Annotated in this window: 23 protein-coding genes; 13 read left to right on the top strand and 10 right to left on the bottom strand. The window is 51.0% G+C overall.

The window, feature by feature from the left end:
• Positions 1 to 272: 272 nt before the first annotated feature.
• On the top strand, positions 273 to 824 hold the full coding sequence (locus HMPREF1640_RS04100) for a 3'-5' exonuclease (protein WP_156098707.1): 552 nt from the start codon (positions 273 to 275) through the stop codon (positions 822 to 824).
• A gap of 60 nt (positions 825 to 884) precedes the next feature.
• On the opposite strand, the gene kdsB is transcribed toward HMPREF1640_RS04100, so the two are convergent.
• Positions 885 to 1634, bottom strand: a complete 750-nt coding sequence (kdsB, locus tag HMPREF1640_RS04095) for a 3-deoxy-manno-octulosonate cytidylyltransferase (RefSeq protein WP_036892670.1) — start codon at positions 1632 to 1634, stop codon at positions 885 to 887.
• 164 nt (positions 1635 to 1798) lie between these two features.
• Here kdsB and HMPREF1640_RS04090 point away from each other — a divergent pair, with 164 nt between their 5' ends.
• Genes HMPREF1640_RS04090 through HMPREF1640_RS04075 form a run of 4 tightly spaced genes read left to right on the top strand, consistent with a single transcriptional unit; the run spans position 1799 to position 6672 of the window.
• Complete coding sequence (locus HMPREF1640_RS04090) at positions 1799 to 2923, top strand: MORN repeat-containing protein (protein ID WP_036892730.1); 1125 nt, start codon at positions 1799 to 1801, stop codon at positions 2921 to 2923.
• Between the two features lie 13 nt (positions 2924 to 2936).
• A complete protein-coding gene (locus tag HMPREF1640_RS04085; protein WP_036892668.1) occupies positions 2937 to 3383 on the top strand; it encodes a YhcH/YjgK/YiaL family protein in 447 nt (148 codons plus the stop codon).
• 33 nt (positions 3384 to 3416) lie between these two features.
• The gene (locus HMPREF1640_RS04080) at positions 3417 to 5498 is read left to right on the top strand and encodes an alpha amylase C-terminal domain-containing protein (protein WP_036892667.1); all 2082 of its coding nucleotides are present in this window, start codon (positions 3417 to 3419) and stop codon (positions 5496 to 5498) included.
• Between the two features lie 19 nt (positions 5499 to 5517).
• A complete protein-coding gene (locus HMPREF1640_RS04075) occupies positions 5518 to 6672 on the top strand; it encodes a DUF6057 family protein (protein WP_036892665.1) in 1155 nt (384 codons plus the stop codon).
• Positions 6673 to 7323: 651 nt separating this feature from the next.
• Here HMPREF1640_RS04075 and HMPREF1640_RS04070 read toward each other — a convergent pair.
• The 6 genes from HMPREF1640_RS04070 to HMPREF1640_RS04045 all read right to left on the bottom strand — a co-directional run bounded on the left by HMPREF1640_RS04070 (position 7324) and on the right by HMPREF1640_RS04045 (position 14997).
• Positions 7324 to 7788, bottom strand: a complete 465-nt coding sequence (locus tag HMPREF1640_RS04070; protein ID WP_036892664.1) for a MaoC family dehydratase — start codon at positions 7786 to 7788, stop codon at positions 7324 to 7326.
• 73 nt (positions 7789 to 7861) lie between these two features.
• Positions 7862 to 9352 carry a leucine-rich repeat protein gene (locus HMPREF1640_RS04065; RefSeq protein ID WP_081935266.1) on the bottom strand — a complete coding sequence of 497 codons (1491 nt, stop codon included), beginning with the start codon at positions 9350 to 9352 and terminating at the stop codon, positions 7862 to 7864.
• Positions 9353 to 9649: 297 nt separating this feature from the next.
• The gene (locus HMPREF1640_RS04060; protein WP_036892728.1) at positions 9650 to 10492 is read right to left on the bottom strand and encodes an ATPase; all 843 of its coding nucleotides are present in this window, start codon (positions 10490 to 10492) and stop codon (positions 9650 to 9652) included.
• Positions 10493 to 10755: 263 nt separating this feature from the next.
• Complete coding sequence (locus HMPREF1640_RS04055) at positions 10756 to 12093, bottom strand: MFS transporter (RefSeq protein WP_369699820.1); 1338 nt, start codon at positions 12091 to 12093, stop codon at positions 10756 to 10758.
• Between the two features lie 158 nt (positions 12094 to 12251).
• Positions 12252 to 13673 (bottom strand): glycosyltransferase family 2 protein, encoded by a 1422-nt coding sequence (locus tag HMPREF1640_RS04050; RefSeq protein ID WP_036892662.1) that lies wholly within the window; start codon positions 13671 to 13673, stop codon positions 12252 to 12254.
• A gap of 94 nt (positions 13674 to 13767) precedes the next feature.
• Positions 13768 to 14997 (bottom strand): penicillin-binding transpeptidase domain-containing protein, encoded by a 1230-nt coding sequence (locus HMPREF1640_RS04045; protein WP_231565829.1) that lies wholly within the window; start codon positions 14995 to 14997, stop codon positions 13768 to 13770.
• An 809-nt stretch (positions 14998 to 15806) separates the two neighbouring features.
• On the opposite strand from HMPREF1640_RS04045, the gene HMPREF1640_RS04040 reads away from it, so the two are divergent.
• The 8 genes from HMPREF1640_RS04040 (at position 15807) to smpB (ending at position 24081) form a co-directional block, all read left to right on the top strand.
• Positions 15807 to 17081, top strand: coding sequence for a replication-associated recombination protein A (locus HMPREF1640_RS04040; protein ID WP_036892661.1), 1275 nt, complete (start codon positions 15807 to 15809; stop codon positions 17079 to 17081).
• Positions 17082 to 17167: 86 nt separating this feature from the next.
• Positions 17168 to 18118 (top strand): D-2-hydroxyacid dehydrogenase, encoded by a 951-nt coding sequence (locus HMPREF1640_RS04035; protein ID WP_036892660.1) that lies wholly within the window; start codon positions 17168 to 17170, stop codon positions 18116 to 18118.
• The gene (locus HMPREF1640_RS04030) at positions 18108 to 18755 is read left to right on the top strand and encodes a trimeric intracellular cation channel family protein (RefSeq protein ID WP_156098704.1); all 648 of its coding nucleotides are present in this window, start codon (positions 18108 to 18110) and stop codon (positions 18753 to 18755) included. The genes HMPREF1640_RS04035 and HMPREF1640_RS04030 overlap by 11 nt, the downstream gene beginning before the upstream one ends.
• 83 nt (positions 18756 to 18838) lie before the next feature.
• On the top strand, positions 18839 to 21307 hold the full coding sequence (gene pheT / locus HMPREF1640_RS04025; protein WP_036892659.1) for a phenylalanine--tRNA ligase subunit beta: 2469 nt from the start codon (positions 18839 to 18841) through the stop codon (positions 21305 to 21307).
• 39 nt (positions 21308 to 21346) lie between these two features.
• Positions 21347 to 22072: a YebC/PmpR family DNA-binding transcriptional regulator gene (locus tag HMPREF1640_RS04020; protein WP_036892658.1), complete on the top strand. Its 726-nt coding sequence runs from the start codon at positions 21347 to 21349 to the stop codon at positions 22070 to 22072.
• A 338-nt stretch (positions 22073 to 22410) separates the two neighbouring features.
• Positions 22411 to 22830, top strand: a complete 420-nt coding sequence (locus HMPREF1640_RS12745) for a Fur family transcriptional regulator (RefSeq protein ID WP_081935265.1) — start codon at positions 22411 to 22413, stop codon at positions 22828 to 22830.
• Positions 22831 to 23099: 269 nt separating this feature from the next.
• Positions 23100 to 23609 carry a DMP19 family protein gene (locus HMPREF1640_RS04010; RefSeq protein WP_036892653.1) on the top strand — a complete coding sequence of 170 codons (510 nt, stop codon included), beginning with the start codon at positions 23100 to 23102 and terminating at the stop codon, positions 23607 to 23609.
• The gene (gene smpB, locus HMPREF1640_RS04005) at positions 23602 to 24081 is read left to right on the top strand and encodes an SsrA-binding protein SmpB (protein WP_036892651.1); all 480 of its coding nucleotides are present in this window, start codon (positions 23602 to 23604) and stop codon (positions 24079 to 24081) included. The genes HMPREF1640_RS04010 and smpB overlap by 8 nt, the downstream gene beginning before the upstream one ends.
• 216 nt (positions 24082 to 24297) lie before the next feature.
• On the opposite strand, the gene HMPREF1640_RS13185 is transcribed toward smpB, so the two are convergent.
• The 3 genes from HMPREF1640_RS13185 to HMPREF1640_RS03995 form a co-directional block, all read right to left on the bottom strand.
• Entirely contained in the window at positions 24298 to 24576 is a 279-nt protein-coding gene (locus HMPREF1640_RS13185) for a hypothetical protein (RefSeq protein WP_156098703.1), read from the bottom strand.
• Between the two features lies 1 nt (position 24577).
• Positions 24578 to 24709, bottom strand: coding sequence for a hypothetical protein (locus HMPREF1640_RS13870; protein WP_255327709.1), 132 nt, complete (start codon positions 24707 to 24709; stop codon positions 24578 to 24580).
• 249 nt (positions 24710 to 24958) lie between these two features.
• Entirely contained in the window at positions 24959 to 25156 is a 198-nt protein-coding gene (locus tag HMPREF1640_RS03995; protein WP_036892645.1) for a hypothetical protein, read from the bottom strand.
• Between the last annotated feature and the right edge of the window lie 248 nt (positions 25157 to 25404).

Here is a 25404-nt window from a genome sequence, read left to right as displayed (position 1 = left end):
TGGACACGCGCTCGGGTTATCCGTCAAAGGAAAAGTTTAGCCCATCTGGCAGTTCTTGCCAAGACGCAGAGTTCACCATCAAGCATGATATGGATGCCGCGTCGCGCAAATGCGACGTTGGAATTTCGCGTTTCTTTTGTGCGTGAAAGTTTGGGTGTTTCCGTCTTTTTTTGTACTTTTGGGTGTTTCCACGTCGCTTTAATCGCGAAATATGGACAAATCAGCGAGCGTGTGGAATTTTAACGCTGCAAAGACGAAAAATAAAGCAAATGATACACGGAGTTAATTTTATCGCCATCGACTTTGAGACAGCCACTCGTAGCCATGCCTCCATCTGTGAGGCGGGTATCTGCGTGGTGCGCGACGGCGAGGTTGCGGAGACCCGTTCATGGTTGGTGCAACCACAAGACAACTGGTATGACTATTGGAACATACGCATACACGGCATCACTCCGCAAGACACAGAGTGCTCTCCTGATTTTCCTGCCGTGTGGGCCGAGATAGAAAAATACCTTGATGATAGTCCTGTGCTTATTGCTCACAACGCCGCTTTCGACATCAGTTGTATCCGACAATCGCTCGAATGTTATGGGTTGCCCAAGCCTGCCGTTTCTTATTATTGCTCGTTGCGAGCCGCTCGCCGCATTTATCGCTATCCTTGCAACAAGTTAGACTATCTCTGTCAGGTTTTCGGGATACCTTGTGAGTGTCACCATCGGGCCGGGGCCGACGCCGAGATGTGTGCCCGTCTTTTCTTGCGCGAGATGCAAGACGCTGGCGCGGTGCGCCTCACCGACATGCGTGGATGCGACGGAGCGCTTTGATTGAGCCTGCCATGCTATGCGAATGATGGGGCGAGGGCTTGTGGCGAAAGCCCCTTTTGCTCAATGTCGTCGCGCTTCTTGGATAAATTTCTCAGCCTTTTCAAGGTCCGTCGGGGTATCAATGCCAATGGTTTCCACGTTGGTCAGTCCCACTTTGACGCGATAGCCGTTTTGCAACCAGCGCAGTTGCTCCAAGCTTTCAGCCTTTTCAAGTGGCGACATTGGCAGTTGGGTAATCTCTGCCAGCACCGTGCGGCGGTAGGCGTAAATGCCGAGATGTTTCAAAAATGGGTATCGCCCGAGCCATGCCTCACGCTCCGCGCCCCTCACAAATGGTATGGGCGAACGTGAGAAATATAGCGCGAACCCATTGACATCCGTCACAATCTTGGGCGAGTTGGGATTTTCCACCGCCTCCATGCTTTCAAAACGCTTGCCTATGGTGGCTATCTGCGTGCCCGGGTCGTCAAATAAACGGCATACGGTTTCAATCTGCGAGGTCTGTATGAACGGCTCGTCTCCTTGTACGTTGACCACTACGTCGGCTTTGGTTCCAATCTTTTCCACCGCCTCTTGTATTCGGTCGGTGCCACTTTTATGGTCGGCGCGTGTCATCACGACCTTTCCTCCGAAAGCTTTGACGGTATCATATATGCGCTCGTCGTCGGTTGCCACCCATGTGTCCTCGACCACTTGCAAAACCCTTTCGTACACATGTTGTATCACAGGCCGGCCGGCAAGCGTGGCCAAAGGCTTGCCCTTGAAACGCGAAGAGCCGTAGCGAGCCGGAATAATAGCGATGGTTTTCATTCTCATTCGTATTTAATTCTTTACAAAATTACGAATTTTTACCCATCCCCGGATATTTAATAATGTTAAATAGTTAGTTTAATGCCTTAAATATCCCACCCTAAACTATCTAATTCAATTATTATTACTATCTTTGAAATTGAATTTAACATATACCATTGATAGTGAAAAATCTGATATTATCTTTATTATTCATAGCCTTATCTCTCAATGACTTCGCGCAAAAGATAACTTTGGGCTCTTGTCGAGTGGAAGAGATGGGCGTCAAGGGCGTTTACAAAGGTCAGATGGTTTCAAACAAGCCACAAGGCAAGGGTAATGTCATTTTTGACAATGGAAATACATACGAGGGTGATTTTGTCAAAGGCAAACGCAATGGTTATGGCACCTACACCTTTGCCGACGGTGAGAAATACGAGGGCCAATGGCTGCTTAACCAGCAGCATGGCAAAGGGACCTATTATTTCAGCAATAACAATAAATACGTGGGGCTGTGGTTTCGCGACTATCAGCAGGGGCATGGCGTCATGTATTACTTCAATGGCGACAAGTACGATGGCAACTGGTTTCATGACATGCGCCAGGGAAAGGGCAGGTATACATATTCCAACGGAGCCTACTATGACGGCCAGTGGAAAGAGGACAAAAAGCAAGGCCGAGGCATTTTCGATTGGGGAGACGGCACCATTTACGAAGGGGAGTGGGACAACAACCAACGGTCGGGCTATGGCGTAAACAAATATGCGGACGGCGATGTGTACAAAGGACAGTGGCAAAACGACATACAGCAGGGCAGGGGCATCTACGTTTTCCAGAACGGAGACCGTTACGAGGGCGATTATGACCAAGGCGAGCGCACTGGAGAGGGCATTTTCAAATATGCCAACGGCGATCGATACACGGGCCATTTCGCCGAGGGCGCGCGCCAAGGCATGGGCACTTTCGTATGGGCCAATGGCGACAAGTACGAGGGACAGTGGAAAAACGACTTGCAAAACGGTCGCGGCAAGCTCACCAAGAAGAACGGCGATGTCTTTGATGGGGATTTTGTCAATGGCAAAATAGACGGCGAGGTCATCATCCATTACGCTGACGGGACGCGGTTTAAGGGCATTTACAAAAATGGCATGCGCAATGGCAAGGCCATCGAGGAACTCAAAGATGGCAAGCGTTTTGAGGGAACCTACGTCAACAACGTTCGCGACGGTCGTTTCGTGGAGAAAGATCGCAATGGCCGGGTCGTCTTCACGGGGCATTACGAAAGTGGCCGTCGATTTAATGACAACTAATAATTTATGCGATATGATAATTGACACCATCCAAAATCTTGAAAAATACGTAGCACTAAACCCGCGTATTCAACATGTGGTTAGCTTTTTGAGAAACAACCATTGGGAAGATGTCGCCGATGGCAAGCATGCCATCTCCGGCAACGATGTGTTTGTCAACGTGATGACACAAGATGGCAAGACGCTCCAACAAGCGCCCATGGAGTGTCACAAAGAGATGATAGACGTGCAAGTGCCCATCAACACGGCCGAGACTTACGGTTACATTCCCGCCGCCGAATTGCCAGAGTCTCCATTTGACACGGCCAAGGACATCGCGCTCATACCCGGCGTCGAGGCGCAAACTTTCGTGACCGCGCGCCCGGGGCAGTTTGTCATCTTTATGCCTCAAGATGGCCACGCGCCGGGCATTACTGATCAACCCACGCTCAGGAAAGCCATTTTCAAAGTTAGGAGATAGCCTTTATATACACTTTAAAACACTATTTGCACGATGGAAACAAAACGAAACGTGCCCAAAACAGAGACCGACAAGACACAAAAGTCTTGCGAGCGTTCCGCCGCCAAGCATATAGGCATGGTGGCTCATGACCCTTATTTGGAACCCTATGAAAATGCCATACGCGGCCGTTACGACCATGCGTCGTGGAAAATAGCCCAGCTCACCGGGCAGGGCAAGCGCTCACTGTCCGACTTTGCCAATGGTTACGATTATTTTGGCTTGCACCATCTCAAGGATGGCAGATGGGTATTTCGCGAGTGGGCGCCCAACGCCACGGCAATTTTCTTGGTTGGTGATTTCAACGGCTGGACCGAGAGCGACGCATATAGTTGCGCGCGAACAGGCACGTTGGGCCATTGGGAACTCACCATGCCTGCCCATGCCATGAAGCACGGCGACCTCTACAAATTGCACGTGAAGTGGAATGGAGGCGAGGGTGAGCGCATACCGGCATGGACGCGACGCGTGGTGCAAGACGAAAGGACCAAGATTTTCTCCGCGCAGGTTTGGGCACCGTCCAAGCCTTACGTATGGAAGAAAAAGACGTTTCGCCCCCAAAAAAGCCCGTTGCTCATCTACGAGTGCCATGTCGGCATGGCGCAGGATGCCGAGAAAGTGGGCACCTACACCGAGTTCAAGGACAACGTGCTGCCTCGCGTGGCTCGCGACGGCTACAATTGCATACAGATCATGGCCATACAAGAGCATCCATACTATGGCAGCTTTGGCTATCACGTCAGCTCGTTCTTCGCCCCATCGAGCAGGTTCGGCACCCCGGAAGAGCTGAAAGCCCTCATAGACGCGGCTCATGGCATGGGCATCGCGGTCGTCATGGACATCGTGCACTCGCACGCCGTGAAGAACGAGGTGGAGGGATTGGGCAATTTTGCCGGCGATCCCAACCAGTATTTCTACCCCGGCGACCGTCGCGAGCATCCGGCTTGGGACAGTCTTTGCTTTGACTATGGCAAGGACGAGGTGCTGCATTTCTTGTTGAGCAATTGCAAATATTGGCTCAGTGAGTTTCACTTTGACGGGTTTCGCTTTGACGGCGTCACCTCAATGCTCTATTACAGCCATGGGCTTGGCGAGGCGTTCGTTAACTATGAAGACTATTTCAATGGGCATCAAGACGACAACGCCATCTGTTACCTCACGTTGGCCAACAAGCTTATACACGAGGTTAATCCACATGCCGTCACCATCGCCGAGGAAGTGAGCGGCATGCCAGGACTGGCGGCCAAGTTCGAGGATGGCGGATATGGGTTCGACTACCGGTTGGCCATGAACATTCCAGACTATTGGATTAAAACCATTAAGGAGAAAAGAGACGAGGACTGGAAACCCAGCAGCATATTTTGGGAGGTTAAGAACCGACGCTCCGACGAGCGTACCATTTCTTATTGCGAGAGCCACGACCAAGCGTTGGTGGGCGACAAGACCATCATTTTCCGTTTGGTGGACGCTGACATGTACTGGCACTTCAAGAAAGGCGACGAGAATGACATGGCGCACCGTGGCATAGCCTTGCACAAGATGATACGCTTGGTGACGGCCGCGGCCATGAACGGTGGTTACCTCAACTTCATGGGCAATGAGTTTGGGCATCCGGAGTGGATAGATTTTCCGCGCGAGGGCAACGGCTGGAGCCACAAATACGCCCGCCGGCAATGGAACTTGGTGGACAACCCAGAGCTTGATTATCACTATCTTGGCGACTTTGACAAGGCCATGCTCGCGGTGATTAAGCAAGAGAAGGGATTTGTTGACACGCCCGTGCAAGAGATCTGGCACAATGATGGCGACCAAGTGCTTGCCTTCATGCGTGGAGACCTCATCTTCGTGTTCAACTTCTCGCCCAACCGTTCGTACACCGACTATGGCTTCTTGGTGCCCGAGGGTTCTTACACCGTGTGTCTAAACACTGACGACAAGGCCTTTGGCGGCAATGGGCTGGCCGATGACAGCGTGGAGCATTTCACCAACCATGACCCACTCTACGCCCCAGACCACAAAGGATGGCTAAAACTGTATATCCCGGCGCGTTCTGCCGTGGTGTTAAAACGCAAATAATCATTTAGAGACAACACTGATGACAACCACTTCCAAGAATGGCGCCGTCATGCCAAGGATGACGTGTGCCGTTCTTTTCTTGATTTTTACGTTCCTGTATCTATACGATTATCAGGCCGACATACTGGCCGTAACCCAACACGTGCTCTCTCATGGCCAAACCAATTACAACCGATTGGTGGGGGCGTTGCTCATCACCGTGGCGCTGTGGATGGCGCAAGTTGGCGTTTATGCCGGCACGAGGCTCAGGGGATACACGCACGCGCTGACCTATTTCCCCTCGTTGTTGTTGCTCGGCATCTTGACAGACATCACGCCAAATATAGGGAGAGAAAGTTATATAGGCCATTGGTGGTGGCTCTTCCCATTGCTTATGGTAGTGTACGCGGGCGCGGTTTGGCTGTGCAAGCAGTTCGAATCGGTGCGCGAGCAAACGGGGGGGGGCAACGCGCTGAGGCATGTTTGGATAAACCTCTTCACGCTCACGGCCTTTTGCCTGATGACATGCGCCATCGGATGCAATGACTATTTGTTGCACTATCGCTCGCGCATGGAGAACGATATGAGGGCCGCTCGCTACGATGAGGCGTCGCAAGTGGGTGTCTACGAAACCAAAACCGATAGCAGCCTGACGTTACTGCGTGTGTGGGCTTTGTCTTGCAAGCGACAGATGGGCGAGCGTCTGTTCGAGCATCCGCTTGTTGGACGGTCGGCCAGCATGCTGCCCAATGGTCGGTCTGTCAGGCTGCTGATGCTGCCGGAAACCGCGCTGTATAGGCATCTTGGAGCTTATGTCAAAGGGTGCGAGTCGCCGATGGACTATCTCGTGAAACTTCATGCCATCGGCCGGGCCACCCCCGCGGCGCACGACTGGTTGTTGTGTGCCTATCTGCTCGAGGGCGACATGGACGCTTTCGCCAACGCCTTGCCTCGCTATTACAATCTCAAGAAGCCTTTGCCAAAGCACTATCGCGAGGCGTTGACGCTCTATGCGCACACGCGCAAGCATCCCAGCGTCGTGTATAAGGACCCGGTGCTCGAGGCCGACTACGAGGACTATCAAGCTCTTTGTCGCGAAACAGCCGACGCGCGATGCCGATATTCGGCGCTGCGCGATAGCTATGGCGGCACTTTCTGGTTTTATTATTATGCGCTCAAGCACCATGACATGTAGCGCGTCATTATTAAATGTTAGAGAAAGCATGATGTTTCTTGAAAAATTTCTCCGGCTTTTAAGCATGTGGTTTTTATTGAAAAAAAAGCCATTAACATGACAGTGTTTGATAAAAACTATTTGGAAAAATATTAACAACAGTGCCTCTGTTTTTCGATTATATTCAAACAAGAACATCGTCGCTCGCAAATACTCGACAAATGGGAGTTTTTCGCAAGTAGCTCATTAGCAAACATCTGCGAGCGTTGCTTCTTGTTTATGTCGAAAAAGTTTTCTCAATGCGCTGCGATTAGGCCTTGTTCGCGTCTCGAACAAGGCCTAATCGCAGCACGTTTAAGTATCGTTCTACACGTGATAACTCACTATTCGCGACGCAATTAGATACCAATGGTGAAATGAATGGTTTTTTAATGGTTTGTCTTGAGCGAGTGGGGCAGAAAAAATTGAGAATTTCTTTCTAAAACGATAGGTTTGAAGCGCACTTTTTTTATGACTATTTTTTGACTTGTATTTCATTTTGTAGCGCGATGACAATGGCTCGAACCTACATTTTTTGTTTATTGTCGGTACGAAAAAGCCATGACGAGCGGTGCGCTGCCATGGCTTGTTACTTGACGGTGCCTTGCCGTGCAAACGGCGCGCGACTACCTTTTACTCAAAATAATACAGAAACTGCACGTCGCCTTTCATAGCTGGCTTGCGCTCGCCCTCTATCTCTATGGCCACGCTGATGGTGGCCTTGCAGATGCCACGCAGATTGTCTACCTTTTTCAGGTCGGCCGAAAGGCGTATCTTGCTACCCGTGATGACGGCGTTTCCAAATCGCATGTTGTCCATGCCGTAGTTCACCATCATTTTCAAATGGTTCACTTCGATAATCTCGCTCCATAGGTGGGGCAGGAGCGACAGGGTGAGATAGCCGTGCGCGATGGTGCTGTGGTAGGCGCTCTCAGTCTTGGCGCGTTCCGTGTCTACATGTATCCATTGATGGTCCAAGGTGGCGTCGGCGAAACTGTTGATGCGTTCTTGGTCCACTTGGAGCCATGATGACTCGCCGAGATGTTTGCCCTCGTAGGCCGCGAGTTCATCAAATGAGTTAATGATAAGTTTTTTCATTTTTGGTGTTTTGCTTCATGAATAGGCTGCGAAGTTACCTTTTTTCTGCCAAATAGGCAAGCGTTTCTTGTCCTTATTCTTCTATAATCTTCGCCGCGCGCTTCCATCCGTCGGCCTGCCGGTAGGCGACCGCGGCGCCCATGGGCACATAGACGGTGGTGTTCTTGTGGACACCATAGCGTCCCAACGAGGGGGGCGTGAGCCATTTCACGTGGAGGTTTCGTGCGTGTACACCTCCAAGAATGGGTGGTGTCGATGTGTTCACGATCAGCGTGGCAGGCAGTCGTATCTCGGCCAACGTGTTTGTGGTGGCTAATGCGTATTGGCCGAGCAGCTGTAGCCGTGAGTCTTCGGGTATGTTGATGCGTGTGAGTGACTTGCAATTGGAAAAGGCGCGCGCGCCAATGTCTGTCACCGTGGCGGGTATATCAATACCCTTCAGGTGCTCACAAAAGCAGAACGCTTGGTTGCCGATGTGCTCAAGGCTTGCCGGGAGCGTTATCGTCTCCAAGTGTGTGCGTGCGATGAGGAAAGCCTTGTCGCCCAACTCGTTGTCTCTTGTGGCATTGTAGCGAGGGTCAGTAGAGCTGTCTATGCGTGGCTCCACGTACTCATCACCACCTTTGACCAGCTTGCAGGCGCCCATGTCAACATGTTTCAGGCCCAACGGCACGCTGTGTTCCACCGATATGTTGCCCGCCGCGTTGACCTCGGTGAAGCGTACCGATGGACGCAGCAGCATGCGCAGCGCCTGTATGTCGGTCGCGTTGAGCGTGCCCGAGAGCGTGAGCCGCTCAATATTGGCCCAGTCGTTGGCGTTGGCTCCGAGCAGCGTGCCGAGCTGTCCGGGCTTGCCCACGTGTATGTTTTCGGTGGCTTTGAGCTTTCTGCTCCACTGGTGTACGCATGCTGTTTGGCTTTTACCGTGGGCCATCGTGAACGTCACGCGTGCCAATCGTCCAAGGTCGGCGTTCCTCTCGGCTTTGAAACAATATTCCAAATATATCACGTCGTTGGCTTTGTGGTTGCCTGCCTTGCGCCTTATGCCCACAAAAGTGAGCCACGGCGCTTCCTTGTCCATGATAATTTCTGGTTGGGTGTTGGTGCGTAAAGTCACGAACACGTTGCCGCCCGTGCCAAGAACATCCACGTGCGAGGCCACTATTTGAAATTGTGGCGACGGCTTTTGCTCAATGTCGAGCTTGTACCGCTTGCTTGCCGTTGCTATTGTCAGCGTGGCCGTTCGGCTCGCAATGTCGCGATTGGGGCTTGCTTTTACCGTTATGGCCGTCTCGTTTTCGTTGGCTTGGGTTGTTGTAGAGCACCAATCCGTGGGTTTCCCATTGGCGTTTTCCGTCTTGACGCTCCAGCCGTTGCCGTTTGCGCGAAGTCGCAATGTCACCTGCCCACCGTCGGCGTCGAAGTTTATGCGCCCAGACTTGATAATTTGCTGAGTGGCCTCGTCCATGATGACGCTTGGCGTTTCGTCTCCGTCGCAACTGGCAAAAAATATACCGGACAGAGCCAAAAGGCATAGGATGAGCAATGTTCTATGTGATTTCATGTCTCGGTTCAATTAAGTATAATATTTGAAAATGTATGATATTCGATGAGTTAGACAAGACAACTTGAGGCTATTTCACTTTTTGGTTAAATAAACGAAAGCGCGCTCCAAAGGTCATGGCTATTTGTCACGCATATCATTATGTCTTGTTGATATTGCCTTTATGGTTTATCACTGTTGTCTTTATGATTTGCGGACTGCGATTTTGGGTTTGTGGCAAACTGTTTGGGCAGGCTCTCTTTGAGCGCGTTGTTTACCGATCCGTGTGCCATGAGAATTTATTTTCTTGTCGCAAACTTATTGGTGAAACTCCACCAAGCCATCCATTGGCGCCTTGATGATACGCCCAAGCCGCATGTTCTCTTCTGCCACAACCTCCGCGAGTTGTTTGTTGAAGGCCAAGGCGATGGACCCGACGAAACCGATAGGCAGCTGTTCGCACAGCTCGTACTGCCTTACGTTGCGGCGCAAGAAGCGTCTGAAGCCATCTTTCACCATCTCTTCGATGTGTGGCTCGTCAATATTCTCCTTGATAAAAGGCGCGAACGACGCCAAGAATCTGTTGGGTGTCTTTTGCCGATAAACCTTGTCTATGATGTCGGCGTTATTCAGTGGGTATCGCTCATGAAACTTGTCTATGATGCGCTGCGGTAGTTGACGTTTCATCACATCGCCCAAAAGGGTTCGCCCGAGCACCGCCCCGCTGCCTTCGTCGCCGAGAATAAACCCAAGGGGAGAGACGTTAGCCGTGATTTTTTCGCCATTGTAGGCGCACGAGTTGCTGCCTGTGCCGAGTATGCACGCGATGCCCGCGGAATGCCCGCAAATGCCTCTTGCCGCGCCAAGCATGTCGCTCGCCACCTCGCAAGTTCCCTCAACGGATAAGCATTGGCGAAGCGCGCGCTCCACCGTGGGTTGTTTTTCCAATGTGCAGCCGGCCCCATAAAAGTGCAGTGAGGTGATGGAGGTAGTCGGGATGCGCGGCAATAACGCCGTGTTTATTTCCGCCTTGATTTCGCCTTCGGTCATTTGGAAAGGGTTTAGACCCTTGGTTCGCACTTGTGTTTTAGTTCCGTCTTGCGCCAACAGGCACCAATCTGTCTTGGTGGAGCCACTGTCCGCGATAAGTATTGCTTTCATACGCTGTCTGTTTTCTATGTTTGTTTTATGCCCTTGGTTTGCTTTCGACAAACCAAGAGAGTGTGTGTGGTGTATCTCTTCCGCGTTTTGGCTTTGCGCCGAATATCTTTTGCCGCTCCCAAGCGAGTCATGACACTCGGCCTGCTACAGGCCAACATATCCCCTCGTCGTATTATCTGTACATTCTGTATTCTCCAACGTAGATCCAACGTCAGTCTCACGGGCGCATTTGGCGTTCTCAAGTTTGGCTGACATCGGCACGACTACACATGCGTCTGCGTGCTCGTGTTTGTTTCATTGATTTTTTTGCGCACAAAGAATGTGGCGCCCATAGTTCCCAAAATGCATGCCATCACCAGCCAAAAGAAATGCTCATAGCCCATCATTTCTTGCAGATAGCCGGCAAACATGCCCGGAACCATCATGCTCATAGCCATAAACGCCGTGCAAATGGCATAGTGGGCGGTTGTAAATTCGCCTTTGGAGAAGTGCATCATATAGAGCATATAGGCAGTGAATCCAAAGCCATAGCCAAACTGCTCGACCGCCACGCACGCACTGATGACTATGATGTTGACGGGGTGGAACATGGCGAGGTACACAAACGTGACGCAGGGCAGCGAGATGCTGGCGGCCATTGGCCATAGCGAACGGCGCAATCCCCACCGCGACGCGGCTATGCCTCCGATAATTCCGCCTATGGTAAGCGCGATGACACCTATGGTGCCATAGACAATTCCCACCGTGTCCGTGTCCAACCCCAGTCCTCCACGCGACGCCGGGTCAAGCAAAAACGGGTTCACCATCTTGAGAAGGAAAGCCTCTGGAAGCCTGTAAAGTAACATGAACGTGATGGCCAACCATACGCCCGACTTGCTGAAATAGGTGTAAAACGTGCGGGCAAACTCGCTTATTACCTCTCTTGCGCTCACCCTTGATTCGTGCCCCATGCGTGGGTCGTCCGCTTGTGGGCGAGGCAGGGCGAACGTATGGTACAGCGTGAGGGCGCAAAACATTACGGCAGTGATGCCCATCGTGATTTGCCACGAGGTGGGAATGTCGCCCGTCGACTTTTCCAATCTGCCGGCAACGTACACCAACACGCCCTGCCCAAAGATGCTGCTGAGCCGATAAAAGGTGCTGCGGATGCCTACGAAGAAACTTTGTTCCTCCTCGTTGGCGGCCAACATGTAGAAGCCGTCGGCCGCTATGTCGTGCGTGGCCGAGGCAAACGCCGTGATGACAAAAAGTATGAGCGTGAGCGTAAACATGCTCACAGGCACTGTTTTGCTGCCTATCAGGGTGGTGTCGGGGTGCGGAACGCTCAGTGTGAGCAGCACGAAGAGCGCGCTCATGAGCACTTGCGTGGTTACAATCCACCATCGTTTGGTACGCAAGATGTCAACGAACGGACTCCAAAGGGGTTTGATGACCCATGGCAGATAGAGCAAACTGGTGAACAATGCCATCTCGCCGTTGGGCACACCCATCCTCGTAAACATGGTCACCGATATGTTGTTCACTATAAAATAAGGTATTCCCTCGGCAAAATAAAGCGTGGGAATCCACAACCAAAGACGTTTGTTCAGTTCGCGATTCACAATTTTCAATTTTCAGTTATTGCCTTTCGGGCTGGTGTTTTATGTTTTTTTCAATTCACAATCAACAATATTCAATTCACGATTATTATTTGTAAACAGTCGCGTCTCCGTCAAAGGTTCAATATTTGAAATCGTGAATTGAAATTGAAGATTGCGAATTACGACCTCTTTTTCATGCGAGCCATCAGTTCCCATGTGCGCAAGCGGTCTTTGTAAAGATTGTTGCGATTGTTTTTCTCTACGCTCAGGTCGCCGTCCGAGTTGTCGTCCCAGCGCCGGCAATTGTATATAGCATCGTATATTCGGCCTATGCGATACTCTCTGCTGATGGCCAAGCCGATAGCGTAGTCCTCGCCATAGCACACGTTGGGCAGCTTGATGTCGCGCAGTACGGGCGTGAAAAACGCCCGCGGCGCGCCAAGCCCATTGATGCGCAAGGCGTTGTTGTGCCCATTCTCGGCTGTCCACTCACGGTGGTCAATCTTGCCCGGTGGCAAGATGTTAAGGTCAATGTCTGTCAATGTGTACGAGCCGATGACCATGGCGCATCTCTCTTGGCGGAAGGTTTCTACAATTTTTTGCAGTGTGTCCGTGCCCGAGTATACATCGTCCGAGTCCAATTGAACGATGAACCGGCCGCACTGCGGATGGCGCGCGGCCATGTTCCAGCTGCCCCCCACGCCGATGTCATTGCGCTCCGGTATGATATGTATCACGCGTGGGTCGTCTTTGTACTCGTCTATCAGTTCGGTGGTGCCATCGGTGGAATGGCAGTTTGGGCCATTCTCCACCACGAAGACATTGTATTTGAAATCGGTTTTTTGGCTCAACGCGCTCTCGATGGCGTCTCGAATGGTGCTCACGCGGTTGAGCGTGGGTATCATGATAGAAGCCTCCACCATGAAGTCGCCCGTGAAGTCCACCTTCTTGCTTACGGGAGGCAAGTACGCCCCCACTTCCTTAAGATGCTCCGTGCAAGCGGCCTCCATCTCTATTTGTGAGTCTCTGTTGCGTGGATTTACATAGTCGAAGAGTTTCTCGCCTGTCTTTCGGGTGTCAAGTTCCACCTCGGAATACAAGAATTCGTTGATGTGCTCTATGCGATGGCGTTGCGACAGTTTCAGTCTCAGGTCGTAAATGCCCGCCGCCGCATAGTCGGCGGTGGTGCGCGCGGCAGCCTCTTTCAACGCTTCGGTGCGAAAAAGGAGCGCGCTGCCGAAGTCGAAATCGTCTCGTAGGCTGCCTGCCTGATAGTCAATGACGGGTGCCTCGGTGCGTTGTCCGTTGACCGACACGTTGTAATGGTCGGCGTAAATCATGCCCGCTCCTGTCATCTCGGCCACTTGCACCATGCGCTCCAAAGCCAGATAGCCCATGCGAATGTATTGTGGTTTGAGATAGAACAGGGTGTACTCGGCTTTGGCCATGTCAGCCATCGTGCGCACGGTCTCGCTCTCGCGCATGGACGTCTCCACGATGGTGATGTCGTTCACTATATCGAGCGCGTTCAGCGCGTTGACGTTTTTGTCGGTCTCTTCGTCGTTGCCCGCAGGCACGAAACAATCTATGAGTTTGGTCATTGTATAGGTATTTTGTATTTGATATTTGCTTATGCTATAATATAAAGGTGTAATTGAAAGCTTGAGCCTACCTTGAAGAGGGCTTGGCATGGGCTTACAGGTCGTCAAAACTAACAGCCTTCTCCACTGGCGTTACCTTTACTTTCTTGTTTTCCCATTTCGCGGCCCGACGCTTTGACTTAGCCGACAGGTTGCCCGTGAGATACTGTTCTATCATCAGCGCTGCCAATGGAGCCGCCAAATCGGCCCCAAAGCCACCATTTTCGACAAACACACTGACGGCGATACGTGGCGAGTTCATCGGCGCGAACCCCATGAAGATGGAGTGGTCGGCCCCCTCGTTCTCGGCCGTTCCGGTTTTGCCGCATATCTTATAAGCCGGTGTGTCTATGCGAGCGGCGGTTCCATGCTTGACGGCCAAGCGCATACCTTGTATGACATAATCGATCGCCCACGGTTTGGCCAAACATTGTCGCGACCGCGCGCGCGTGCCGTCCAAGGGGCTGTCGGCTGTCGACAGATGGATGTGAGGGGTGAAAAAGAACCCTCGGTTGGCTATCATAGCCGCCAAATTGCACAGTTGCAGTGGGGTGGTTGTAACCTCCCCTTGCCCCATGCCCATCCACATCACGGTGGCGCCATTCCAGTTTCGGTGCAGCGCGGAGAGCGAAGCGGCGTTTGGCACATGCCCAGCCACCTCCCCGGGCAAGTCCACGCCGAGCGGCTCTCCCAAACCCATGCTCCGCATGTAGGCGTTCCATCGGTCGATGGCGCCGCGCTTAGTGGGATACACGGCTTTGTTGTCTATCATCTCCTGGAAAGCCTTGCAGAAATAAGCGTTGCAAGAATATCCTAACGCTCCGACCAAGTCGAGCGGCGAGCGATGCGCGTGGCAGCCAATATGAATGCCGCCAAATGTGAAGCCTTTGTCGCAAGGATAAATAGTCTCCGGTTTGAGCGTGCCCTCCGAGAGCATGGCAAGAGCCTGTGCCACCTTGAAAGTGGACCCCGGCGAATACTCTTTTGATATGGCCCGGTTGATGTCTTCGCCCACCCTGTCGGCGCTAACGAGCGCCAAGACGCGGCCCGTGGCTGGCTCTATGGCCACCATGCTTCCCTGTTTGCCGCGTAGAAGTCGCTTGCCCAGAGCCTGAAGTTTGGGGTCGATGGTCAGCGGTCCGTCGGTGGGCAGGCCTTGAGCCAATGCCGCGCAAGCCACGAACGCGCTAAGGATGAGTGTCGTGAAACGTATCATTTGGGTTGTCTTAAAACGGGCTGCGCCTGTTGCTGTTGCCAAACTGGCGCCCACTGCCTCTCTTGTCATTATAGACATATGATTTGCGTGGCCTTTCCTGATTTGGCCACATCGCTGCAAAGATACGATAAATAGACGACAATTGGCGACAATACAGTTGCAAATTACACTATCGTTTAGTGTCGGAGGCAAAAAATGTTGACCGCGCCACTTAGCCAAGACATGACCTCGGTGTCAACATATAGTCACAAAAACATGTCCTTGAAAAATTGACCAAATAGCGGCAAAAAAATTGTTGCCGACCAAAAATTCGGTCATTTTTAGGCTATCATGTTACGGTCAAAACGCCATTGGCGCCTATTGGCGTTACGTTTAAGTACCGATCGTGGCATGAATGTTACCCATTGAGGGTGCGCTTAAGGGCTAATGAGGGTGCGATCAAGGCCCAATGGCGATGGCGTAAGAAAACTATTTTTGCAGCGTTCGCCTCATATTTTTGCAACATATTGAAGCATAGCATTTTATGAAAAACTCAAAATGCGGCCGTATTTGTGCGCGCATGCCTTCTCGCTCGTAAATAAGCCGCTCCCGAAGACCCTTTTGTCAGTTATTTTCAGGGCTTTTTTCTTTGCCCTGGGCTTGGGCTAACGTAAAACGCGGGGCGAATGTTCTGCGCCCATTTGCCCGACCTGATACCGACGGTTTGCCTCGTTCTGCCATTCGTATTTTATTACCGCGCGCGGCAAAGATGAAACCAACCGCTCGCGAACCTGTCCCAACGCGGACGTCGCGCGACGGGTGGCACTATATTAAAGGGTTTCTATATCTTTAACAGTGAGATGATGGCGGTTGGTTAATATTTTATTAATTTTGCAAACATGAGTAAACCTTTGGCGGAAAGGATGCGCCCGACGACCCTCGACGACTATGTGGGGCAAGAGCATGTGGTGGGCAAAGACGCCGCGCTTCGACGCATGGTGGAGGCCGGCCATGTGTCATCGTTCATACTGTGGGGGCCGCCCGGCGTGGGCAAGACCACGTTGGCCCGGATTATAGCTGGCATGCTTAAGGTGCCATTTTTCACGCTGAGCGCGGTGACGAGTGGCGTGAAAGATGTGCGCGAGGTGATAGAGCGTGCCAAACAGGGGCATTTTTTCAACGCGCAATCGCCCATACTGTTCATTGACGAGATACACCGCTTCTCCAAATCGCAGCAAGACTCGCTCTTGGGGGCTGTGGAACGCGGTGTCGTGACGCTGATAGGGGCCACGACGGAAAATCCCTCTTTCGAGGTAATCAGGCCGTTGCTGTCTCGTTGCCAGCTCTATGTGCTCAAGTCGTTAGACAAAGACGGCCTGACGAGGATATTGAGCCGGGCCATCGCCGAGGACGAGGAGCTGAGGCGTCGCGAAATCGACCTCAAGGAGACGGGGGCGATGATGCGATACAGCGGGGGCGACGCTCGCAAGCTGCTCAACATTCTTGACTTGGTGGTGTCGTCCACCACAAGCCATGAGGTGCTGGTTACCGACGAGACGGTAGAGAGGCTTTTGCAATCCAACCCATTGGCTTACGACAAGGACGGAGAGATGCATTATGACATCATTTCGGCCTTTATCAAGAGCATCAGGGGGTCAGACCCCGACGCGGCGCTTTACTGGATGGCGAGGATGATAGAGGGTGGGGAAGACCCGCGGTTCATAGCCCGCCGGTTGGTGATAAGCGCGGCCGAGGACATCGGACTGGCCAACCCCAACGCGTTGTTGTTGGCCAACGCGGCTTTTGACGCTGTCATGAAGATAGGATGGCCCGAGGGGCGCATACCATTGGCCGAGGCCACGGTCTATTTGGCCACCAGCCCGAAAAGCAACTCTGCCTATTTGGCCATCGACGCGGCGATTGACGAGGTGCGTCGCAGCGGCAACCAGCCCGTGCCGATGCCCATCAGGAACGCGCCAACCAAGCTCATGGCCGAACTTGGATACCATGACGGCTACAAATACCCGCACGATTATCCGAACAATTTTACAGAGCAGCAATATCTGCCGGACGCTCTCGTGGACGTGAGATTTTGGCACGCGCAGCATGCGCCGGCCGAGGACAAACTGTACAAGCGCATGACAGACTGTTGGGGCGACCGCTTCAAAGATTGACAATGGCATGGGCTCACCCATCACGCGAATAATCATGGCACACGCCTTGAAACATAAAAGACGACGAAACGAAAAAAAAAAGAGAAATGAAAATTGTAGTATTAGACGGCTATTCAGCCAATCCCGGCGACCTGTCATGGTCGGCGATGGAAAAATTAGGAGACTTGAGGGTGTATCCGCGCACCTCGGAGGACAAGGTGGCGGAATATGCCAAGGATGCCGAAATCATCCTGTTAAACAAAGTGAAGATAACACGCGACACCATCGACAGGCTGCCACGTCTTAAATATATTGGCGTACTCGCCACGGGTTATAACGTGGTGGATGTGGATTACGCCCACGAGCGTGGCATCATCGTGTCCAACATTCCGGCCTACAGCACTGACAGCGTGGTGCAGATGACTTTCGCGCACATACTGAACATTACCAACCAAGTGGGGCATTACGCCAACGAGGTGCGCGATGGCCGATGGAGTGACAGCAAGGACTTTTGTTTTTGGAACACACCCATCATTGAGCTTGCTGACAAAACGATAGGCATTGTGGGGTTGGGCAATATCGGCATGCACGTAGCCACGATAGCCCGCCAGTTTGGCATGGACGTGTTTGCCATGACATCTAAAGAGGCGGCGCAACTACCCGAGGGCATTCAGAAAACCACGTTGGACGGCCTGCTGAGCATATCAGACGTGTTGACATTGCACTGTCCGCTCACGCCCGATACCGACAAGATGATCAACGCCGAGCGATTGGCGCGTATGAAACGCGGCTCCATACTCATCAACACAGGCCGCGGGCAGTTGGTGGATGAGCAGGCCTTGGCCGACGCCTTGGCCGATGGGCACCTCTTGGGCTATGGCGCCGACGTGATGGGCTTGGAGCCACCATCCAAAGACAATCCGTTGCTAAAACAGCCCCACGCCTACTTCACGCCTCACATCGCTTGGGCGTCTATGGAGGCGAGGGCGAGACTGCTCAAGATAGCTGTGGAAAACGTAAACGCCTTTATAGCCGGACAACCTAAAAATGTGGTATGAAATATTCTATCGAGACCCCGATTTCGTTCGCTCGATACAGGTAATCCTTGAGTTGCTCGGAACATTGGCTTTCGCCTTGTCCGGCATAAGGCACGCGGCCGAGAAAAAATACGATTGGTTTGGTGGCTTTGTCTGCGGTTTTTCCGTAGCCATCGGTGGTGGCACGCTTCGCGACATGATGCTTGGCGTGACACCGTTCTGGATGACATCGCCCTTCTATGTGGTCTGTACGATACTTGCGCAAGTCATCGTGATTGTGTTCGCGAAATACATGAAACGGCTGGATAACACGTGGTTGGTATTTGACACCATTGGATTGGCGCTCTTCACCATAGCCGGCATTCAGAAAACCCTTACCTGCGCCCAGCCGTATTGGGTGGCCATCATCATGGGGTGTATCACGGGATGCGCGGGCGGTATTATCCGGGACGTGCTTCTGAACAAACCACCCGTGGTGTTTCAAAAAGAGATTTACGCCATGGCGAGTGTCGCCGGCGGGTTGCTTTATTGGTTTATGGTATGGCTGGAGGTCAATTTCGCAGTAACGGTGGTTGTCACTTTCGTAGCCATTATCATGATACGGTTCTTGGCCTTGCGCTATCATATCTCGCTGCCTGTTCTGCAAAGCGAAGATTAAGAAAACACGACGTGTGCTTGGGCGTGTCGTATTAATTTAGTAATTTTGCAGGCAATTCGAAGGTTTATAAACTCAATAATTTCATGAAGATTTCATATAAGTGGCTTAAGGAGTACGTGGACTTCTCGCTAACGCCCCAAGAAACCGCTGACGCATTGACCTCCACGGGGTTGGAGGTGGACTCCTTGGAGGAGGTGCAAGCCATCAAAGGAGGCCTGAAAGGTCTATACGTGGGAAAGGTGCTCACCTGCGAGGCCCATCCAAACAGTGACCATTTGCATGTCACAACCGTTGATTTGGGCAAGGGTGAGCCACAACAGATAGTATGCGGCGCGCCCAATGTGGCGGCAGGCCAGAAGGTCATCGTGGCCGATTTGGGCTGTGTGCTCCATGATGGCGACAAGGAATTTGTCATCAAAAAATCGCGCCTGCGCGGCGTGGACAGCTTTGGCATGATATGCGCCGAGGACGAAATAGGCGTGGGCAGCAGTCACGAGGGCATCATTGTTTTGCCGGAAGACGCTGTCGTGGGCACGCCTGCCGCCGAATATTACCACTTGGAGAGCGATTGGGTGATAGACATCGACATCACGGCGAACCGCGCCGACGCGTTGAGTCATTATGGCGTGGCGCGCGACTTGTACGCTTGGCTGGCGCAACGGGGGTATGAAACCACATTGCGTCGCCCGGACTGCGACAGGTTTGAGGTGGACAATGAGTCGTTGCCCATCGACGTGGAGATAGAGAATACTGCGGCATGCAAACGCTACGCATGCTTGAGCGTGACAGATTGTGACGTGAAAGAAAGCCCCAAATGGTTGCAAGACAAGCTGGTGACCGTGGGATTGCGCCCCATAAACAATATCGTGGACATCACCAATTATATCATGATGGCCTACGGCCAACCCATGCATTGCTTTGACGCGGATATGGTAACGGGGCACAAAATAGTAGTGCGCACGCAGCCTGAGGGCACGAAATTTGTGACATTGGACGGCGAGGAACATGAACTTGGGGAGCACGACCTGAGTATCTGCAACGCCGAGGAGCCTATGTGCATTGCCGGCATTTTTGGCGGAAAAGGCTCCGGCACCTACGAGACCACGAGAAACGTGGTGTTGGAAAGCGCCTATTTCCATCCCACATGGATTAGGAAAAGCGCGCGAAGGCATGGGCTTAGCACCGACTCAAGTTTCAGGTTTGAGCGTGGCGTAGACCCCAACGGACAAGTATACGCGTTGAAGCAGGCTGCCATACTGTGCAAGGAGTTGGCTGGCGGCAAAGTCTCCATGCAGGTGAAAGACGTCTATCCAGAGCTAATGGAGGATTTCAAGGTGAGCCTGCGATATGAATATTGCGACCGTCTGATAGGTAAAAGCCTTGGCAAGGATACCATAAAGCGTATAGCGCAAAGCCTTGAGATGAAAATAGTAAGCGAGAACGAGGAGGGCATGGAGCTGTTGGTGCCGGCCTATCGCGTGGATGTGCGTCGGCCGTGCGACGTGGTGGAGGATATCCTTCGAATATACGGGTATAACAATGTGGAAATACCCAACCAGCTAAAATCATCGCTTACCGTAGAGGGGGACGAGGACAGGGAACACCGATTGGAAAATATCGTGAGCGAACAATTGGTGGGTTGCGGTTTTAATGAGATATTAAACAACTCGCTTACCAAGTCGTCCTATTATGAAAAAGACGATTTGAGCGCGTTCCTTTGGAAGAACACGGTGAAACTAATGAACCCATTGAGCGCGGATTTGGGCGTCATGCGCCAAACCATGCTTTTCGGAGGATTGGAGTCTTTGGCTCGGAACATCAACCGAAAACGCACCAATCTCAAATTTTTTGAGTTTGGAAACGTTTATCGTTACGCGCCGGAGAAAGACGACAACGACGCTTCCATCAAAGCCTATTCGCAGGAATACCACCTTGGATTGTGGATCAGTGGCAAGCGCGTGGAGGGCTCGTGGGCGCACCCCGACGAGGAAACGTCTTTCTATGAGCTCAAGGCTTACGTTGAGAATATACTGCGAAGGGCTGGCGCGCCAGACGGGATCATGGTGCCATCGAAGAGCGACAACAATATTTTCGCTTATGGTTTGACCATTAAAAACCGCGGTGGCAAGATGCTTGCGGAGTATGGCAAAATCTCCAAAAAAGTGTTACGCAAGATGGATGTCGACAACGACGTGTACTATGCTGAACTTAATTGGGCTGGCATCATGAAAGCTGTCAAGAAAAACAAGATAGTGTTCAAGGAACTAAACAAGTACCCGGCCGTTAGCCGTGACCTCGCGTTGCTGCTTGATGAGGGCGTGGAGTTCGCGCAAATAGAGCAAATAGCACGCCAGACGGAGAAGAAATTTTTGCGTGATGTTGTCCTTTTCGACGTGTATCAAGGCAAGAACCTGCCCGACGGAAAGAAGAGCTACGCCGTAAATTTCATTCTTGAGAATGAGGAAAAAACATTGAATGACAAGCAGATTGACGCTATCATGCAGAAACTTATCCATAATTTGACAACAAAACTGGGCGCCGAATTGCGTTAATCGAAGATAGATAATAATCATATAAATAGACAAATTCCCATGGGAAGAGCATTTGAATATCGTAAAGCTACTAAATTAAAGAGGTGGGGGCACATGGCCCGCACGTTCACAAAATTAGGTAAACAAATCAGCATCGCCGTGAAAGCTGGTGGACCCGAACCTGAGAACAACCCTACCTTGCGTGCGATTATCGCCACATGCAAGAAGGAAAACATGCCCAAGGACAACATAGACCGTGCCATCAAGAACGCCATGGGCAAAGACACCAGCGAGTACAAGGATGTGACATACGAGGGATATGGACCCCACGGAATAGCTGTTTTCGTGGAGACACTGACCGACAACACCACCCGAACCGTCGCCGACGTGCGCTCGGTATTTAACAAATTCAATGGAAATCTTGGCAATCAAGGCTCGCTGAGTTTCCTTTTCGACCACAAGAGCGTGTTCACTTTCAAGACGAAAGAGGGGGTGGATATGGACGAATTGATACTTGACCTTATCGACCACGAGGTGGAAGACGAGTACGACGTGGATGAAGAGGAGGGCGAAACCACTATCTACGGCTCGCCAACAGCTTTTGGCGAAATACAAAAATACCTTGAGGAAAATGGTTTTGAGATTACCAGCGCGGAGTTCACGCGCATTCCCAACGACTTGAAGGACGTGACGCCGGAGCAACGCGAGACCATTGACAAGATGGTGGAAAAACTCGAAGAGTTTGACGATGTGCAGAACGTGTACACCAATATGAAGCCAGAGTAACTGTCTTAAGGGCCAATAGCGGCCCGCTCGAGTTTCTCACAAAACCATTTGCGCTTTTTTGTCTTTGGGGCACGGGCGCCAAAAGGTACATTGCGCGACGCCAAGCAATCGACTCGATGGCTTGGCGTTTTTTATATGTTTGACGCGATGCTATAATCTCACAAACATGCTTTTTTTAGCATTAATGTCAAGAAGATTAATGATAATGTAACAAAATGCTAACTGAAATTAATTTAATTTGATAAAATTTGTATCTAAAAAATTTGCTAAAATCTATTATATTTTTTATTTTTGCATGCCTAAGTGATAGATGAGTAAATTTTAAACGAAAAAGAGTTATGAATCAAGAAGCTTATGATAGATTGGTAAGCTGTGGCGTCAGATTATCCATGCAGCGTTTGGCTATTATGGATTACCTGCTTACCCATCACACTCACCCAACCGTAGAGGATGTCTATCAGGGCATTTGCAAGGAAATAAGGACATTGAGTCGAACCACTGTCTATAACACATTGAGACTTTTTGCTGAGCATAACGCTGCCCAGATGATCACCATTGACGATCATCGCGTGTGTTATGATGGCGAAATTCGCCCTCACGTTCATTTCTTTTGCCGTAAATGTGGACATGTTTACGATCTTTTTGACGAGGTTCCTCCACGAATGGAACAATCCAAAAACATAGGCGGGCATTCCATTGACGAGATGCAACTTTATTACAAAGGCATATGCAAGCACTGCAAGGCAAATGGTAATTAACAATTTATCCATCACGACTAACAGTTGGCCACTTGCGTAACGACATGCAAGTGGCTATTCTTTTTTATTTTTCGCCATCGTCCTTGCCGCCAGGCGGAAAATGCGGCATACCTCGTTCCAATCACATTGCTCATTCAATGATATTCTTTTTGCAATTGAATGGTGTAAACATTGAACGCCAAGGGCTTAATTTAACAACCTTTTACGCATAACGAGAATGTTTACAGCTTAAAATGTTTATCTTTGCAATCTTAAACCAATAATAGACAATGATAGAGGTAAGGGTAAAAGATTCCGATTTGAGGCGAGCCTCGCAAGAGGGCATGGACGCGTTTGTAGCCGTGTTTGCGGACGCCATTCTCGAGAGTGTCGGCGGCGAGCTGAACGCGGACAATATGTCTACGCTCAATTCAGACCAAATCACGTTGGTGGCCTATGTGATTTTACGCGACGAGCTGATGAATGGCGGTTTTGTCCAACTCATACATAATGGCTATGGCGATTTTATCTATCGCAACCCCTTTGACAAGGCCGTGCGTGAATGGGGGATGACCGAACTCTATCGCATCATCCACAAAACCCATCGTCTTTATAGCAAATGTCATGAGGCTATTGAACAAGACTGTACGCAGGAAGAGTTTGACGCGCTGTACGAGCAACATCCGGAGTTTGACGTTTATGATGATGCTTTTGTGGAGTTGGAGGAAGATTTCACCGCGCAAGTGGCTCATTATGTGGATGGGAATATTGAGAATTTCGCAATCGTAGAACATGAATAAAGACGCGCTCGCACTTCGCAAGAAGAGCCCTATACAGATAAAAAACAAGAAAGCCTCGTTCGAGTACAGCTTCATTGACACTTACACGGCGGGCATCGTGCTCACCGGTACCGAGATCAAGTCTATCCGATTGGGAAAGGCCTCATTGGTAGACTCGTTTTGTATCGTGAGCAATGGTGAGATATGGCTTAAGGGCATGAACATCTCACCCTATTTTTATGGCTCTTATTCTAACCACGTTTCAAAGCGTGATCGCAAGCTGTTGCTCTCAAAAAAAGAAATCAGGCGCTTGGCCGAAGATGCCAAGACGCCTGGCCTGACCATCGTTCCAACCTTGGTTTTTATTGATAATAATGGTCGTGCCAAAGTTGACATTGCCTTAGCCCGAGGCAAGAAGGAATACGACAAACGCCAAAGTCTCAAAGAGAAAGAAGACCGCCGGGAAATGGATCGGGCGATGAAACATTTTTGAAATGGCTGAGATTTCGCTGCGCCATGTATGGGACGGACTGCTTTGTGGCACTGCGGAGGGAGTCGGGAAAAGCATCGCGAGCGTTCAATGTTTGCATTCTCTCACTCTAACGAATGACCCTTGTGCGCCCTCGGCGGCATATAAGGGCTGTTTGTCTGTATGAAGATTGAGTGCATTTTTTTTGTGAGTCTTCCTCCGTCGTTTCTGGCAGCGGCTTTAAAAGGGTTCTTTCTTCCATGTGCGATAGCCCTGATGGCTTGCCCCATGAGCTTGTTGTCCGTGTTGAAGCGTCCGTCGCGCAACCTGCTTGCCAACGCGTATCCATACGTTGAAGGCATAACGCGACGCCTTCCCCATGGCTTCCCCATGGGTGTACAGTTCGTGTAAGTCCAGCTTATAAGTCTCCGGATACATTGGAATGGGGCAAGTTTTGGCTTTTCGCTCCGTCTCCACTTCCTCGGGTGGCGGTTTCTTGTGTCTGAGGTTTTTCTCCAACTCATAGAGCGTGCCATCGTCTCGATGGTGTGGCGGCGTTTTTACCGTCAGCCGCCAAATGTTCGAACTTGTGCCTCACTTGCGCCATGCGTCCCAGCGGCGCTATGGCCTTGTACGCTCTCAAGTACTCCATAAGAAAGGTTGAAATCATTTTCGCTCGCCATATGGGACAGGCGAAGAATGCCTTGACGCATGTCCTCGGTGCGCGACAAGCCCGAAAAAACATTTGTTTCGTTGGGTGCGAAATAAAGTTTTTCGGGCTAAGGCGGTGAAGAAGGAATGCCACACAAAGGCGACTAATGGTCGACGCTTGCTTTAATTTTACTCGCGCTTGGCGTAAAGAATATTTTCGCCGCCCTTGATGATGTACGCTCGGTTAATCTCAACCAGTTATCAGACTGTCCAAATCGCCACCATTATGGCCACCAATATTACTTCCACCGGTGTTGTCGCCGCTTGCAGCCAGCAGCGTACACTCTGCTTGCATGGGTATCATCGTGATTTGTGGGCGAACGTACTGTTTCTTTTCCTTAAATGTTTTTTGGATGTTCATTACTTTCATAACTTTAATTTTTTTCATATTGTCTGTGCTTTTGTTTGAAATATCCCATTTAGTGTTATCGTCTTCCTCGTTGGTTCTGTTGGGTGTGGGACGCGTTCGTTACTTTCACCACTATATTGTCTTGCCCGTGTTGTATATTTGTATGTCATGCCGCAACATGGCAAAGCAGGAAAAAATATATAGCGCAAAAGGAATTTTGGGTACAAGTCGCATGGCGCTGACGAATAAGACAACACTCCCCCGGCGTCTTTCCTTTCGAGGAAAGA

The sequence above is a fragment of the Prevotella sp. S7-1-8 genome (assembly GCF_000758925.1).
Taxonomy (GTDB): Bacteria; Bacteroidota; Bacteroidia; order Bacteroidales; family Bacteroidaceae; genus Prevotella.
This window is presented reverse-complemented; position numbering and strand designations above follow the sequence as displayed.